General features: G+C 41.6%; 19 protein-coding genes. All 19 read right to left on the bottom strand.

What is annotated here, in order from left to right:
• Window positions 1-19: 19 nt before the first annotated feature.
• The 19 genes from flhB to fliG all read right to left on the bottom strand — a co-directional run bounded on the left by flhB (window position 20) and on the right by fliG (window position 14,714).
• On the bottom strand, window positions 20-1,102 hold the full coding sequence (gene flhB, locus AC4E8A_RS08285) for a flagellar biosynthesis protein FlhB (protein WP_490197925.1): 1,083 nt from the start codon (window positions 1,100-1,102) through the stop codon (window positions 20-22).
• Between the two features lies 1 nt (window position 1,103).
• Complete coding sequence (fliR, locus tag AC4E8A_RS08280; RefSeq protein ID WP_490197924.1) at window positions 1,104-1,880, bottom strand: flagellar biosynthetic protein FliR; 777 nt, start codon at window positions 1,878-1,880, stop codon at window positions 1,104-1,106.
• A 4-nt stretch (window positions 1,881-1,884) separates the two neighbouring features.
• Window positions 1,885-2,154 carry a flagellar biosynthesis protein FliQ gene (fliQ, locus tag AC4E8A_RS08275; protein WP_490197923.1) on the bottom strand — a complete coding sequence of 90 codons (270 nt, stop codon included), beginning with the start codon at window positions 2,152-2,154 and terminating at the stop codon, window positions 1,885-1,887.
• Between the two features lie 14 nt (window positions 2,155-2,168).
• The gene (gene fliP / locus AC4E8A_RS08270) at window positions 2,169-2,834 is read right to left on the bottom strand and encodes a flagellar type III secretion system pore protein FliP (RefSeq protein WP_490197922.1); all 666 of its coding nucleotides are present in this window, start codon (window positions 2,832-2,834) and stop codon (window positions 2,169-2,171) included.
• Complete coding sequence (gene fliO / locus AC4E8A_RS08265; protein WP_490197920.1) at window positions 2,827-3,492, bottom strand: flagellar biosynthetic protein FliO; 666 nt, start codon at window positions 3,490-3,492, stop codon at window positions 2,827-2,829. Before fliO ends, fliP begins: the two co-directional genes overlap by 8 nt.
• A 77-nt stretch (window positions 3,493-3,569) precedes the next feature.
• On the bottom strand, window positions 3,570-3,932 hold the full coding sequence (locus AC4E8A_RS08260; protein ID WP_490197918.1) for a response regulator: 363 nt from the start codon (window positions 3,930-3,932) through the stop codon (window positions 3,570-3,572).
• A gap of 17 nt (window positions 3,933-3,949) precedes the next feature.
• Window positions 3,950-5,161 (bottom strand): flagellar motor switch phosphatase FliY, encoded by a 1,212-nt coding sequence (gene fliY, locus AC4E8A_RS08255; RefSeq protein WP_490197917.1) that lies wholly within the window; start codon window positions 5,159-5,161, stop codon window positions 3,950-3,952.
• On the bottom strand, window positions 5,151-6,149 hold the full coding sequence (gene fliM / locus AC4E8A_RS08250; RefSeq protein ID WP_490197915.1) for a flagellar motor switch protein FliM: 999 nt from the start codon (window positions 6,147-6,149) through the stop codon (window positions 5,151-5,153). The genes fliY and fliM overlap by 11 nt, the downstream gene beginning before the upstream one ends.
• A gap of 31 nt (window positions 6,150-6,180) precedes the next feature.
• The gene (gene fliL, locus AC4E8A_RS08245; protein WP_490197914.1) at window positions 6,181-6,603 is read right to left on the bottom strand and encodes a flagellar basal body-associated protein FliL; all 423 of its coding nucleotides are present in this window, start codon (window positions 6,601-6,603) and stop codon (window positions 6,181-6,183) included.
• Window positions 6,593-6,814, bottom strand: a complete 222-nt coding sequence (locus AC4E8A_RS08240; protein WP_490197913.1) for a flagellar FlbD family protein — start codon at window positions 6,812-6,814, stop codon at window positions 6,593-6,595. Before AC4E8A_RS08240 ends, fliL begins: the two co-directional genes overlap by 11 nt.
• A 50-nt stretch (window positions 6,815-6,864) precedes the next feature.
• Window positions 6,865-8,076 carry a flagellar hook protein FlgE gene (locus AC4E8A_RS08235; protein WP_490197912.1) on the bottom strand — a complete coding sequence of 404 codons (1,212 nt, stop codon included), beginning with the start codon at window positions 8,074-8,076 and terminating at the stop codon, window positions 6,865-6,867.
• 71 nt (window positions 8,077-8,147) lie between these two features.
• A complete protein-coding gene (locus AC4E8A_RS08230) occupies window positions 8,148-8,543 on the bottom strand; it encodes a TIGR02530 family flagellar biosynthesis protein (RefSeq protein WP_490197911.1) in 396 nt (131 codons plus the stop codon).
• Between the two features lie 16 nt (window positions 8,544-8,559).
• Window positions 8,560-9,201 (bottom strand): flagellar hook assembly protein FlgD, encoded by a 642-nt coding sequence (gene flgD / locus AC4E8A_RS08225; protein ID WP_490197910.1) that lies wholly within the window; start codon window positions 9,199-9,201, stop codon window positions 8,560-8,562.
• 9 nt (window positions 9,202-9,210) lie between these two features.
• Window positions 9,211-10,527 (bottom strand): flagellar hook-length control protein FliK, encoded by a 1,317-nt coding sequence (locus AC4E8A_RS08220; protein WP_490197908.1) that lies wholly within the window; start codon window positions 10,525-10,527, stop codon window positions 9,211-9,213.
• 25 nt (window positions 10,528-10,552) lie between these two features.
• Complete coding sequence (locus tag AC4E8A_RS08215) at window positions 10,553-11,158, bottom strand: MotE family protein (RefSeq protein WP_490197906.1); 606 nt, start codon at window positions 11,156-11,158, stop codon at window positions 10,553-10,555.
• An 8-nt stretch (window positions 11,159-11,166) separates the two neighbouring features.
• Entirely contained in the window at window positions 11,167-11,610 is a 444-nt protein-coding gene (gene fliJ / locus AC4E8A_RS08210; RefSeq protein WP_490197905.1) for a flagellar export protein FliJ, read from the bottom strand.
• Window positions 11,607-12,929, bottom strand: a complete 1,323-nt coding sequence (gene fliI / locus AC4E8A_RS08205) for a flagellar protein export ATPase FliI (protein ID WP_490197903.1) — start codon at window positions 12,927-12,929, stop codon at window positions 11,607-11,609. Before fliI ends, fliJ begins: the two co-directional genes overlap by 4 nt.
• A complete protein-coding gene (gene fliH, locus AC4E8A_RS08200; protein ID WP_490197902.1) occupies window positions 12,929-13,705 on the bottom strand; it encodes a flagellar assembly protein FliH in 777 nt (258 codons plus the stop codon). The genes fliI and fliH overlap by 1 nt, the downstream gene beginning before the upstream one ends.
• Window positions 13,698-14,714 (bottom strand): flagellar motor switch protein FliG, encoded by a 1,017-nt coding sequence (gene fliG / locus AC4E8A_RS08195; RefSeq protein WP_490197901.1) that lies wholly within the window; start codon window positions 14,712-14,714, stop codon window positions 13,698-13,700. The genes fliH and fliG overlap by 8 nt, the downstream gene beginning before the upstream one ends.

Here is a 14,714-nt window from a genome sequence, read left to right as displayed (position 1 = left end):
TCCCCCCTAACTTCAGCTGTTACAGCTGATTTTTCATTCGATAGACATAAGCCAATATCTCTGCGACCGCTTTAAAGAAGTCTTCCGGTATAGCCTCACCAATTTCGGCACTGTCATATAACGATCTCGCCAGCGGTCTGTTCTCGACCATAATGATGTCATTTTCACCGGCAATGAATTTTATTTTCTGCGCCAGGTAATCCACTCCTTTTGCCACCACATAAGGAGCATCCGATTTACTTTCATCATACTTCAAAGCAATGGCATAATGAGTTGGGTTGGTGATGACCACATCGGCTTCAGGAACCTCCTGCATCATCCTTCTCATGGCCATTTCCCGCTGCCTTTGCTTAATTTTAGATTTGATCAGCGGGTCACCTTCAGAGTTTTTATGTTCATCTTTGATATCCTGCTTGGACATCCGGATATTTTTTTCGAAATCATATTTCTGATATAGATAGTCAAAAACGGATAGAAATAGCAATGCCAATGAAGCGGCAATCCCCATTTGAACAGTCAATGACGCCATCGCAGCCAATGAGTCATGAATGGTCTTGAAGGATAAACCAAGGACCTCATCAATGTTCATCCACAATATGACAAACGTGATGGCACCAACAAATCCGATTTTCAATATCGACTTCAACAATTCTACGATTGCCCTTAAAGAAAATATCCGCTTCGCCCCTTTGATTGGATCAATCTTTTCCAATTTGGGCTGTAATGGCTCAGCCGTAAACATGACGCCAACTTGTACATAGTTTGAAAAAACCCCCGCCAGCAAGGCAACCAGCATAATGGGGCCAAGCAGAATGGCAACTTCTTTTAGAACCTCCATGACAATCAGCATAAAGGACTCTTCTGTCAAGTCCATCAGCATATAATCCTGGAAAGAGACCCGAAATAGATCAAAGATGATGTTTCCAAAAAAAGAAGCACTAAAAGTCAAAAATAAAAATACAGCAAGCAAAATGACAGCTGTATTAACATCCTGACTCTTGGCTGTTTGTCCTTTCTTCCTTGAATCCTGGCGTTTTTTCGGTGTGGCTTTTTCAGTTTTCTCACCTGCAAAAAACTGCAGATCAAGGGAAAGCAATTTCACATTAAGCGCCTCCGATAATTTTCATTAAATCCCTCATTGTATAAATCATCAATTCAAACATCTGCTGCATCAGGGCCATCATCGCACCCAGCACAATGAATAGCACAAGGAAACTTACTGCTATCTTAATAGGGAATCCAACAACAAATATATTTAACTGCGGAACAGTCCTCGCTACGATCCCTAATGCGACATCTACCAGAAACAGTGTTGCCACCACCGGTATGGACATTTGAAAAGCGATAATGAATACCGAATTAAAGGTTTTAATAATGTATTCAACAAGATTCTCATCACCAAAAGGGACCCAGGCCTGATCGATTGGAATGAACTGATAGCTGTAGAAAACACCATCAAGCAGCAGGTGGTGTCCATCCAACGCAAGTAACAGAAGCAGACCAAAAGTGTATAAATATTGTCCAACTAGTGGAGACTGGGCTCCAGTTTGCGGATCAATGACATTGGCAATAGCAAACCCCATTTGGAAATCAATGAAACTTCCGGCAACTTGAATGGCCGAAATGATCATGTAGGCTGTGAAACCGATCAATAATCCTATCACGGCTTCTTTCATGATCAGTAGGATATATGCAGCATCAATGGCCATTGGAGCAGCATCTATCGTATAATACATGATCCAGGAAATCACTCCGGCAAAGCCTATGCGGTGCTGTGCAGGTATGGACCTGTAGGAAAAAAGCGGGAGGGTTATAAAAAAAGCGGACACCCTCATAAAAACCAATAAAAAAATGGAGAGGCTTGGAATCAGTTCTTCCATTCTATTAACCTACAAACCTATTAAGATTTGAGAAAATCTCGGAAGCGTATGTGACCAGTTTGGTCAGCATCCACGGTCCGAAAAAGACAACACCCACAAGGACAGCAACTATTTTGGGGATGAAGGCAAGAGTTTGTTCTTGAATTTGTGTTGTGGCCTGGAATATACTTACCACCAATCCGACAACCAGTGCCAAGAGCAGCAGCGGACCACAAATAACTAACGTTGTATAAACTCCTCTTTCAGCTAATGCGATTACCGATTCAGCATTCATGTTTATTCACCTACTTAAAAGCTTTGAAGCAGAGATTTTACGACAAGGTACCAGCCGTCCACCAGTACAAACAGCAAGATCTTAAATGGCAGTGATATCATGACCGGCGGCAGCATCATCATCCCCATGGACATCAGAATACTTGCCACAACCATATCAATGACAAGGAAAGGAATAAAGATCATGAAACCGATTTGAAAGGCAGTCTTGATTTCACTAAGGGCAAAAGCAGGAACCAGCGATGTTAAGGGGATATCCTCTATAGATTCAGGGCGCTCTGCTCCGGAGTAGTTAAGAAATAACTCCAAATCCTTTTGTCTTGTATGCTTACTCATAAAGTCTTTGAAAGGGACAGCTGCATTTTCATAGGCCTGTTCCAAATTAATCTCTTCATTAAACAATGGGGTTAACGCATTTTCGTTCACCTCTTGAAATGTCGGCGCCATAATAAAGAAAGTCAAGAAAAGCGACAATCCGACCAATACTTGATTCGGAGGCATTTGCTGAGTTGCCAGCGAGGTCCTGACAAACGACAGGACGATGACGATTCTTGTAAAAGATGTCATCAGTATAAGGATCCCGGGAGCTATGGATAAGACAGTGAAAAGCAGAAGAAGCTTGATGGACGTAGAAACGGAGTCAGGAGAAGTTGAATTAAAAAACTCCATAAATTCATTCATCTTTATCTTTCTCCCTGTCCTTCAAATCATTGAGCATCTTTTTTCTGCCTTTCCTTATGTCCTCGATTTGGGATTTTAATAAATCTTGAAAAGACTGGTTTTCTTCAGCCTTCGGTGAGATTGTACCCGTTTTTTTCCCCATCCATTGCATCATCATATCCTTCGGCTGCTGTAACCCTTGAGGTTTCTCGTCATAAAAACTAAGGATATCCTCCTTTTCTTCTTTACCATCGATTTCTTTCAAAAGTTGAATATCCTCACCAACTCCAAGAACAAGGACTCTTTCGCCAACTTTTACAAGCTGAACAGAACGATTTCCTCCGAGCGGCGTTCCCCCAAGGTTGTGGATTAATTTGGTCTGCTGAAAAGATTTGCTTTTTTGATTAATGAATTTAAGTAAGAAATAAATCAATGCAATAACAAATATCAGTGCAAATACCATTTTCAAATAATCCAATGCTGAAACGCCTGTGGAGACTTCATCGACACTTACTTCCTTCTCTGCAGCGGGCGGGCTTTCTTCATTATGCTCTTCAGGCTGTTCCAAGTAATCATCAACAGTTCCATCAAACTCTGCATATGCCTGAGTATTTCCAAGCATATGCATAACAGCTGCAAAAATCATAATGAAAAAAAGCTTCCTAATTATGTTCCTCAAAAAAAGCACCTTCTCCTAAATTCTGTTGCTCATTGTGTACACTTCATTCATAGTGATAAATAGTCGTTATAGTAAATTTAACTCAGCGCCTTCTGGATCGCCTCGATTACACGGTCTGCCTGGAACGGCTTGACAATGAAATCTTTCGCACCTGCCTGTATGGCGTCAATAACCATTGCTTGCTGCCCCATAGCGGAACACATAATGATTTTTGCATTTTCGTCAACCGCCTTAATCTCTTTAAGTGCAGCAATGCCATCTTTTTCAGGCATGGTGATATCCATTGTGACCAGGTCCGGGCTCAATTCTTTATATTTCTCAACAGCTTGGTTTCCATCTGCCGCCTCACCAACTACTTCAAACCCATTTTTGGAGAGAATGTCCTTAATCATCATTCTCATGAAAGCTGCATCGTCAACTATTAAAATTTTATTTGCCATTTTGTTTTCCCCCGTTTTTACTTTAATTTTTTTAATCGATCTGATTGGCTGACAATGTCCGTTATTCTAACACCGAAGTTTTCATCGATGACAACAACTTCGCCTTTGGCAATCAACCTGCTGTTGACCAAGACATCAACAGGTTCGCCGGCAAGCTTGTCCAGCTCAATGATTGAACCGGATGATAACTCCAGTATGTCTTTTACGGAACGCTTTGTCCTCCCCAATTCAACCGTGACATTCAGCGGAATATCCAGGAGCATATCCAGATTTTTGCTTTCAGGTTTATGCACAGAAGACTGTTCAAAGCTTGTAAAAGAAGCCGATTGTACTTGCACTGGCTGCTCAAAACTTTGGTTACCGCCAAAATGCTGTGGCTGCGCCTTCTCCTGTACAGCTTCACGTCCAGCAGGAGTTTCACTGTAGACTTCTTCATGGGGTTCAGGTTTCGCTCCTGCAGAAGGAGCCTGTTCGATGATGAACCCTCCATCAACATTGTCTTGTTCCATTATATCGGAATTTGTCGAAGTTGAGTTATTATTTGTTAATTCATCTACAAGTTGTTTAGCAAATGGCAGCGGCAGGAGCTGCATGATGTTGCTGTCAATCAATTCTCCCACTTTTAACGAGAATGATATTTTTGTAAGCAGATCCTGCTGAGGGATAGTGTCAGCACCCTCTCCTTCCGGAAGATACAACATATCGACCGTAGGTGGTGAAATATCCACCTTTTTGCTGAATACAGTGGACATGGAGGTTGCTGCAGAACCCATCATCTGATTCATGGCTTCCTGAACAGCACTGATCTGAATTTCGCCAAGCCCTCCGGAAGGATTCAATCCATCTCCTCCCAGCATAAGATCTGCTATAATCGCGGCATCCTCCTGCTTTATGACCAGGAGATTAGCACCAGAGAACCCTTCGGTATATTGCACTTGTATAGCGACATAAGGATGCGGAAAGTCATCTTCCAACTTGCTTCTTTCTAAAATGGACACTTTAGGCGTTGTAATTTCCACCTTCTGATTCAGGAGTGTAGAAAGTGCAGTGGCCGAGCTGCCAAATGAAATGTTCCCTATTTCTCCAAGAGCATCCTGTTCAAATTCACTTAGGTAGTTTTCTACATTCAACATTTGAGAAGAAGCTTGTACTGTTTCTTTCTCTTCGCTGGCTGTGCCTCTCAATAAGGCATCTATTTCATCTTGTGATAACATATCATCACTCATCATCCTCTTCTCCCCCCTTCAAAGAATCCAAAATTTGTACGGCTAATCGTTTATTCAACTCACCTGGCTGACCAGTGAATTTTGGTATTTCCCCTACCTTGATCAGCAATGGATCGTCAATTCGTCTATTCAGCTGGATGACATCCCCGATATCAAGCATAAGGAAGTCATCTATCGTTATATCAGCGTTCCCGAGTTCTGCCGTAACTGGCACCTGGGCTGTTTTTATTCTTTTTTCGAGATTTTCTGTATCCTTTGGGTTTTTATCCTTTTGTTTTGTCTGCATCCAGTAACTTACAGACAACTTAGGGATAATAGGCTCCAATACTACATGCGGGATACATATGTTGATCATTCCGCTTGTTTCGCCTATTGTCGTGTTCATCGAGATGACTACCACGGTCTCATTGGGGGAAACCATTTGCAGGAACTGCGGATTCACTTCAAACTCAGACAACATCGGATCTATTTCTGCTATATTGCTCCAGGCATCCCGCAAGTTATCAAATGCTCTTTCAAAGAGGTTAGACATGATCTTTGTCTCGATCTCTGTTAAATTTTCAATTTTATTCATGCCGGTCCCTCTTCCGCCCATTACCCTGTCCATCATTGCATATCCGATATTTGGATTCACTTCCATCAAGATGTGCCCGTCCAGGGGGGGAACGTCAAAGATATTCAGTAGTGTCATTTTCGGTACCGACCTTACAAATTCTTCAAATGGGACCTGGTCAGTTGAAACAACCGATATTTGAACATACGTCCGTAGCTGTGCTGAAAAATAGGTGGTCAGGATCCTGGCGAAATTTTCATGGATTCTTGTCAAACTTCTTATTTGGTCTTTTGAAAATCTGAGAGCTCTTTTAAAATCATAAACTTTTACTTTTTTCTGTTCCTCTTCTTTCTTGAAATCATCGGCACTCATTTCCCCTGTGGATAACGCCGATAATAATGCATCTATTTCATTTTGCGAAAGAACTTCACTGGACACTTCCTCACCCCCGTTTCCTCCAGATGTATTGTCATTGAATCATATAAGAGGTGATATATACCTTTTCTACTTTCCCCTCTTGCATAAGGCTGTTTGCTTTTTCCTTAATGGTGGACTCGAGCTGCTGCTTTCCTTCTTTTCCTTGCAATTGTTCTGACTTCATTTCCGAAAGCTCTTCTATTATGATATTTTTCACCTGGAAGTCTCTCTTCTCAAGTTCTTCTTTTGCTTTCTTGCTGTCCGTTTGGATTTTGAAGGAGATTCGGATATAATCGCCGCTCATAAGATTTGTGGTAATTTCCGGTACATCTACAGATGCTTCTATTACTTCATCTATACTTGGTTCTTTCACTTCATCATCGTTGAATTTCATTACTACAATGAGGGCAAGCACTCCTACCAACGTAATCGTTACAAGCAATATCAGCGTAATAGTAAGTAATTTATTCTTCATCGTGTACCCCCGCGGTATTTCTGAGTCCCAGTACATTTATCTTTCTATAAAAAGTGATGGTTCTTTCCTCCACCTCTTCCATAGTCTCTTTCACGACGAATTTCTTACCGTTTGTAAGTGTGATGGTCGTGTCAGGAAAGGCTTCAGCACTTTCTATATATAGACAATTTAGTGAGAACATTTTTCCATTTAACTTCGTGAGTTTAATCAACTTATAGTCAGGGCTGAACTTATCCAGCCCTGTCCCTCCCTTGCACTCTATTATCGTTTCAGGTTCACAAGCTCTTGAAGGATTTCATCGGATGTCGTGATGATTCTCGTATTTGCCTGGAATCCGCGCTGAGCTGTAATCATTTCAGTGAATTCTTCAGAAAGGTCAACGTTGGACATTTCCAGAGATCCCGATGCGATTGTACCTCGGCCTTGTCCTGGAATATTGATGTTAGCTGTTCCAGAGTTAACAGATTCTTGGAACATATTTCCACCAGCTTTAGCCAAACCAGACGGATTACTGAACTTAGCGATAGCCAGATCTCCAAGATTCCTAATTTGTCCATTTGAGTAAACCCCGTTTATTTCTCCTAAAGAACCTATACTAAAGCTCTCCAAAGCTCCTTGTAGATTACCATTTGGGTTAGCTAAGGCAGTAATTGAATCAGAGTCTTGTTTTAAGTTTGATAAATCATTAAAATTTATAAATTCATCTCCTGTAGTTACTTCTAATTCCTTTAAATTAATTGTAGTTTCTGCACCAGCGAGAATAAATGAAGAGCTAGCGTTATCAAACGTTACACTTATTTCATCGTGGGGTTTGGGCGCTGTCGCGGAGTTTTGATTTGTAAAAATAAGGTCCCAGTTTGAGCCATTAGGCTTGAATTGCACATCTAAAGTGAATTCTTTACCAGAATTAGCAACTACCTTGATTTGTTGTACACTTCCCTCTGCATTACCAGCTAGGCTTGCAGTGTCAGGAAGATTTCCCTCTATCTTTATTTCAGTAGTTGGTAAAGCTGGAAGAGTAGCATTAACATTCACAATAATATCTTCTAAAACTCCATTTTCATAAGATTGAACCTTCATTCCGTCTCCATTAACTAGGGTACCATTATCATCCAAATAAAAATTTCCTGCTCTCGAATACATTTGCTGGTCGCCTTGCTTGACAACAAAATAGCCATCTCCGTTTAGAGCTAAATCCAATGACCTACCAGTCGTTTGTAAACTCGATTGCGTATGAATGGTATCGATGGTCGCTAATGTGGAGCCAAGGCCAACCTGCATAGGGTTTTTTCCTCCACGGTTATCTTGTGCTGCCGAAGCGCCGGATATCGTTTGATTCATTGTATCTTTGAAGGTTACACGTCCTTTCTTAAAACCATACGTATTTACGTTTGCGATATTATTTCCGATTACATCAAGTTTAGTTTGGAAATTTTTCATTCCGCTGATTCCTGAGTACATAGATCGTAGCATGATTATTTTCCCCTTTCATATTTCACTGCATCTGTCAGTCAGCAGTGACCGGCTTCCTTTTAAGGTCCAGCCTATTTATCTATGATTATCGTTCCGTCAATGTTTGTGAATATCTGAGAACCTGCTTCTTTCCTGTCCATTGCGGTAATGACTGTAGAGTTTTTGGCACTTACAATCAAAGCAGCATTGTCCAGCAAGACGAGCGATTCTTTCACACCTTTCGACTTGGCTTGAGCAACCTTACTTTCAACTTCTTTCCAGGTTTCTGCAGGAATCACTATTCCTCTCTGCTTTAGACGCGAGTCTGCATGTTTGCTAAGTGCAAGGGTATTTCCCTTACCATGGACTGTTTCTTTTAACGTTTCAGCGAACGTTTTTGAAGGCAGAGTTTTATTGATGAAACCCTTGGATGGAAATTGTGATGTAATTGGTTGAGATGGCAAACGATTGATAACATTTCTTTGCATTCAACCTCATCCTTTATCATTCAATTTTCATAATTTGATCTTCTTTTATTTTTTCTCCATTCTCAAGATGAAACCACAGACTGCCGTCTTTTTGTGACACAGACGTAACGGCGCTATGTAATTCTGATTCTGCTCCTTTTCCACTCCAATATACAGTTTTCCCAATCAGGCTGCTGGCGTTCACCAAGGAATTCGTTCCAATCAATGCATCTTTATGATTCACTTCGGAAACGTTTCCGGGAGCCAAGGTTGTTCCATCCTGCATGATAAATTGGACCTCGCTGTCTTTAAATCGGACAGAGGCTACAATCCCTTTTCCTTCTTGGATTTCTGTCTTTCCTTCTGTAGATTCTTCAAGCTTATGCCATGTAATTTCTTTGCCGACAAACTGATTATAGGAAATCAAATTATTCTGCTCTTGTGACTCAATAAAAGTCTCCATTGATTTGCTTAAATTTGTAATCTGTTCCAAGGTTGAGAAAGTGGCCATTTGTGCAATGAAATCTTTATCCTGCATCGGATTGAGCGGATCCTGGTTTTGCAGCTGGGTCATCAAGATTTTCATGAAATCGTCCTTTCCCAGTACATCATTTCCGCCTTCTCGTTGTTTTTGCTGTAAGGAAGAATACAGTAAATTTGAATTAATCGTATTTGACATAGTCATCACCTATATTTCATTGTTCATTAGGAATTCTTTAAATGTTGATTCCGCTTCATCTTTGTCATTTGGCTGCTGTTCGGGTTGGCCCTTTGGATGCTGGCCATTCTGCTGTTGAGATGGCTGGCGTTCATGCCTTTGTTGTGATTCTGTGAATGTCTGAGCTATTTCAAGTTTATCCACTTGGAGATTTTGGCTGCTCAAAGCATGCCTCAACCCCGTCAAGTTGGAATCCAAAATATCTTTTGCCGCTTTTGTGCTGGCAAGGATCTTCGCTGTCATCACACCATTTTGCTGCAATAACTCAATCCGCAAAGAACCAAGCTGTTCTGGATAAAGCTTTATCAACAATTTGCTCATATTAGGTGTCTGCACCATTTGTGATTTACCAATGATGTTGGCAAAATCCTTAACAAATTGTTCGTATGTTGGTCCCTGCTGGCTTTTATTCACAAAGAGTGTGAACTGTTCTGCCCGGCCCATCTGCTGGCCCATGAAACCAGTAAAAGGTGTTGAAACACTAGTCTTTGTTGATTGTTCACCTTCGGCACTTACCTTCCTACCCACTGACAGGTCAGTTGGGATTAGATGATGCACTCTTTCGTTAGCAAGATTCCTGTTATACAAGAGATTTGTTGTCAGATGGTTATTCCGTGTCTTGGTCTGGACATCTGTATAGAAAACCTTTTCCAATATTTGTTTCCATTTCCCGTTTTTCTGATTTTCCTTATTTAAAAACTGCTCTAGCTTCTGAGTGATTGCCTTCAGGTTTTGACTCAGTGTTTCTGCCCTTTCAGCCTGCTTAAAGCTCAGATCAGACTGCCTTGAAGCCATCTCAAAGGTTTTTCCAGCTTTCATGATGATTTCCATAGCAGCCGAATCAATCTTCATAAGATCTTTAACAGGCAGCAAACCGATAGTTTCAATCACTTGAAACAAACTCTCTTCCAAATTTTCATCATTCAAGCCAGGCAAAACCTCTTTTAATTCTGGAACTGTATTGATCATTTGACTTAGAACAGACTCTAAAGCAGCAAATAGCTCTTGTCTATCAGATCCTGTCTGCGAAAGGAGAAGCTCCATATTCAAACTAGATTCCTCACTGCCTTCCAAGACATTCACATCTTCTGAACTTAGAGTTTGAAAGAGTCTAAGGATATTCATTATTCCTGAGTCCATCTGTTCAGTAGTTTCCTCCGAACTCGCTGCTTTGGTTAGAAAATTGCTAAAATGAGCTCCTTGTCCACCTTGCTGAACCGCTTGACTTGCGTTTTCACTTGTAATTTGACCCAGATTTTGCATGGAGAGCATAGCTCCGACGTTCATTTTTTCACCCCCTTTCAATCGTTGCCTAGGATTCCTGATCAACTTTAGCAGAAAGCAGTTCAGTATATTTCGCTGCATCTTCAGGAGGCATTTTTTCAAGTATTTTTGCCAGGGCAGCAGGCTTTATATTGGATAATATTTTTACTGCTTCCTCATTCTTCATTTTAAGGAGTACAGGCGCCGCACTTTTTGCTGACATGGATTCATAGGTTGAGACCATTTCTTTGAATGCCCGTTTGTTTTCCTGTTGAATCTGCTGTAGCTCCTCTATTTCTGCATGCAGCTGTTCCTGTTCAAGCAACAAGCCTTCTTTATCCTTTTCCTGTGAATCAATCTTGCCTTGAAGACTGGTTATTTCTGAATTCTTTTCCTCGATTTCCGTTTGAAGGGTAAGGACCCTTTCCTCAAGCTTTGCCGCTTCTTCTTTTGCATCTGTCGGGATCATTGATGAAATGAATGGGATCTTTTCCCCTGCCGCTTTTGCCTTTTCGAAAATGTTCACACCTGCTACCGTCATTACAAGAAGGGCAATGACTACGGCAAACAGAAGAGGGATAATGCCTGCAAATAGAACCCATTGAAAGCGGCTTGTTGTTTTTTCATTTTTTTCCTTCTCTGCTGTTTTCCCCATGTCCTCACCTAATTTCTTTTATTCATGTATTGCATGACAGCCAGCTCATCAAGCACCTTGCTTTCAGAAGAATACAAGACTTCTGTGTACTTGTTAAAGTCATTCTCTTTAATTTTTTCATACTTTTTCACTTCAACATTCATTTCAGAAAGCTTTTGTTCGTGCCAGTTCATCCTGTTTCTTGCTTGAATGACCAAGCCTTGATAGTAGTCTATTGTTTTTTCAATGTTTGTGATGAAATTCTGGTTATGCCTAATATCCTGTACTGACAACCCGCTGACCATTTTTTCCGATTGAAAGTTTAAAAGGTCCTCTTTCTTCTTTAACAGCTCGTATAGTTTCTGTGCGATGTTCTCGAATTTTTCAACTGAGTCCAGGTAAGATACCCTTACTTCTTCTTTTTCTCTTTCTTTGAGAGCCAGAATCTTTTCAAACTTAAAATTATAAGTCATCCAGACCACTCTCCTTTTTCTGCAAGGTTGATAATGTCAGCGACACTTTCATCCATTGTTACTTTTTCTCCAGTTCCTTGTTTTAGGAAGGAGATGATTTTAGGCTGATAAGCAATGGCCTGGTCGATTTCCTGTGATGTTCCTTTTTTGTAAGCGCCAATGTTGATCAAGTCTTCCGAATTACTGTATGTACTCATCAAGTCCCTGACTTTTTCAGCTGCTTTTAAATGTTCAGGTGATGCTAAATGGTTCATGAGTCTGCTGACACTTTTGAGAATATTAATAGCTGGAAACTGTCCTTTATTGGCTATGTTCCGATCTAAGACGATATGGCCGTCGAGAATCCCTCTTGTGGTATCCGCTATCGGCTCATTCATATCGTCCCCATCGACAAGCACCGTGTAAAAAGCAGTGATGCTCCCATTTTGGTTCGTCCCGGTCCTTTCGAGGAGCTTAGGCAATATTGCAAATACAGATGGGGTGTATCCCTTGGTTGCAGGAGGTTCTCCTACAGCCAATCCAATTTCCCTCTGAGCCATGGCAACCCTGGTTACAGAATCCATCATCAGCATGACATTCATGCCTTTATCCCGGAAATATTCGGCTATTGCCGTGGCAGTGAAAGCCCCTTTGATTCTCATTAACGCAGGCTGATCAGAAGTAGCCGCTACTACAATCGACCTTTTTAAACCTTCTTCACCTAAATCCCGTTCTATAAATTCACGAACCTCACGTCCCCGTTCGCCTATGAGAGCAATCACGTTCAGGTCTGCGGTTGTATTTCTCGCAATCATCCCGAGCAGTGTGCTTTTTCCCACTCCGCTTCCTGCAAATATTCCGACCCTTTGCCCATTCCCTACAGTCAGCATGCTGTCAATCGCTCGTACCCCGACCTCTATCTTTTCATTGATTGGCGGACGCGTTAGTGGATTGGGAGGATCCTGTTCAGTAAAGGCAGATGTAAGGCCTTTTGGAAGAGGGTCTCCATCCAGAGGGTTCCCGAGTGAATCAACAACCTTTCCGATTAGAGAGGGGCCGACTTTAATCGTAAGCGGTTTTGATGTAGCTTCTACGAGACTCCCTGGTGAAATCTCATTAATATTGGAATAAGGCATCAAGATTACGGTTTCTTCTTTGAAACCAACTACTTCCGCTCTGATTATTTTCCTGCTTTCTGAAAGGTGGATGAAGCACATATCGCCAATTGAGCTTTTAGGTCCTTGTGATTCAATCATCAGGCCAACAACTCTTTTCACTTTTCCAAACTTCTTGAAGGTTTGTAACGAAGGAATGTGCCCTAAAAGATCGAAAGCTCTCATTATTCTCCACCTTCTAAAATTTCCACGAGTTTAGTTTTTATTTCCTTTAGCTGTGTATCTACATTCACAATCACTCTGCCTTCACCGGTTTCAATGAAGCACTCCTCATTGCCAAGATCCTCGTTAGGATAAATCAACAGCCTACGCAACACAGGGAACATGGATTCCAGCTCTTCCAGATTTTCACTTAGCAACGGGTAATGGACTGGATGAACATGTATTTGAACCTCAGGCAGTTCTTTCACTTCCTTTATTGCCCGTTTGATAATATCGAGAAATACTGATGGGTTTTCATCTAATGCCCTGCCTATGATCTTTTCTGCTGTCTCCATGCCCAGTTCCAAGATGACCCTTTCCGCTTTTTCAATATGAGCATAATAATCATCTTTGGCGCGGGATAGGACTTCGACTGCTTCATTGATATGCAGTCTGTATTCTTCCATCCCCTTTTCCCTTCCTTCATCCAGTCCTTGGAGATACGCCTCTTGATACGCTTCCTGCTGTAAAAGCTCTTTCTCCTGAGCCCAGCTTGATTTCAGTGCAGCAGCTTCATCTTCCTGCCTTTTTGCTTCTGTCCTCGCTGATTCAAGAATCCGCTCTGCTTCCGCCTCTGCATCCCGTAAAATGTTTTCACGGTTTGGCTGAGCCCCTTGACTTTCTGGAAAGTTCACTTCTCCACTTTCTTCAGACGATCCGTGTATATTCCTCAAAGAAATGACCTTCGCTTGACGGTTCTGACTAGTAAAGGCTTGCATATTCTTTATTACTTTAGACAATGATATCGTCTCCTCCACCACGGGCAATGATGATTTCACCTGCGTCTTCGAGCCTTCTGATCACACTGACAATTCTTGACTGCGCTTCTTCCACATCACGCAGCCTGACTGGCCCCATGAATTCCATTTCTTCTTTGAATGTTTCAACCATTCTGGCAGACATGTTCCGGAAGACAATATCTTTGACTTCCTCACTGGATACTTTTAGAGACAGAAGCAAGTCTTCATTTTCACTGTCGCGGATGACTCTCTGAATCGAACGGTTGTCCAATGTGACGATATCTTCAAACACGAACATCCGCTTCTTAATTTCTTCTGCAAGTTCCGGATCCTGGATCTCAAGCGCGTCCAAAATTGTTTTTTCAGTAGACCTATCAACACCATTCAGCACTTCAACAACAGCTTCAACTCCCCCTGTCTGCGAATAATCCTGGGTGACCGTGGTTGATAGCTTCCTTTCTAAAATCGCCTCCACTTCACTGATTACTTCCGGGGAAGTTCCGTCCATTAAGGCAATACGCCTTGCAATATCCGCCTGCACTTCCTGAGACAATTCAGATAGTATTTGTCCCGCCTGCTGAGGATTTAAATAAGAAAGAATTAATGCAATGGTCTGCGGGTGCTCATTTTGTATAAAGTTAAGGATTTGAGATGCATCAGCTCTTCTGGCAAAATCGAAGGGTTTTACTTGGAGTGATGAAGTAAGCCTGTTGATAATAGCAGAAGCCTGTTCGTTGCCAAGTGCTTTCTCCAGAACAGTCTTTGCATATCCGATCCCCCCTTGTGAAATATAATCCTGGGCGAGGGCAATGTTATGAAATTCCTCAAGTATTTCTTCTTTAGCTTCTGACTCTACTTTTTTAACGCCGGATATCTCCAAGGTCAACTTTTCAATTTCTTCTTCTGAAAGATGCTTATATACGGACGCCGATACATCAGGGCCAAGCGATATAAGGAGAACGGCAGCTTTTTGTTTACCTGTTAATTCTTTTTCACGCTGTTTTGCCAT

The organism is Bacillus sp. SRL337, assembly GCF_984799155.1.
The sequence above is the reverse complement of the archived record's forward strand: the minus strand, read 5'-3'. Positions and strand labels throughout refer to the sequence as shown.

Excerpts from the sequence above, each read along its gene's own strand:
- fliR (WP_490197924.1), bottom strand. The coding sequence starts at position 1,880 with ATGGAAGAACTGATTCCAAGCCTCTCCATTTTTTTATTGGTTTTTATG.
- AC4E8A_RS08235 (WP_490197912.1), bottom strand. The coding sequence starts at position 8,076 with ATGCTACGATCTATGTACTCAGGAATCAGCGGAATGAAAAATTTCCAA.
- fliP (WP_490197922.1), bottom strand. The coding sequence starts at position 2,834 with ATGAATGAATTTATGGAGTTTTTTAATTCAACTTCTCCTGACTCCGTT.
- AC4E8A_RS08260 (WP_490197918.1), bottom strand. The coding sequence starts at position 3,932 with ATGGCAAATAAAATTTTAATAGTTGACGATGCAGCTTTCATGAGAATG.
- fliI (WP_490197903.1), bottom strand. The coding sequence starts at position 12,929 with ATGAGAGCTTTCGATCTTTTAGGGCACATTCCTTCGTTACAAACCTTC.
- AC4E8A_RS08215 (WP_490197906.1), bottom strand. The coding sequence starts at position 11,158 with ATGGGGAAAACAGCAGAGAAGGAAAAAAATGAAAAAACAACAAGCCGC.
- fliJ (WP_490197905.1), bottom strand. The coding sequence starts at position 11,610 with ATGACTTATAATTTTAAGTTTGAAAAGATTCTGGCTCTCAAAGAAAGA.
- fliL (WP_490197914.1), bottom strand. The coding sequence starts at position 6,603 with ATGAAGAATAAATTACTTACTATTACGCTGATATTGCTTGTAACGATT.
- fliG (WP_490197901.1), bottom strand. The coding sequence starts at position 14,714 with ATGGCAAAACAGCGTGAAAAAGAATTAACAGGTAAACAAAAAGCTGCC.
- fliQ (WP_490197923.1), bottom strand. The coding sequence starts at position 2,154 with ATGAATGCTGAATCGGTAATCGCATTAGCTGAAAGAGGAGTTTATACA.
- fliY (WP_490197917.1), bottom strand. The coding sequence starts at position 5,161 with ATGATGAGTGATGATATGTTATCACAAGATGAAATAGATGCCTTATTG.
- flgD (WP_490197910.1), bottom strand. The coding sequence starts at position 9,201 with ATGTCAAATACGATTAATTCAAATTTACTGTATTCTTCCTTACAGCAA.
- AC4E8A_RS08220 (WP_490197908.1), bottom strand. The coding sequence starts at position 10,527 with ATGAACGTCGGAGCTATGCTCTCCATGCAAAATCTGGGTCAAATTACA.
- AC4E8A_RS08230 (WP_490197911.1), bottom strand. The coding sequence starts at position 8,543 with ATGCAAAGAAATGTTATCAATCGTTTGCCATCTCAACCAATTACATCA.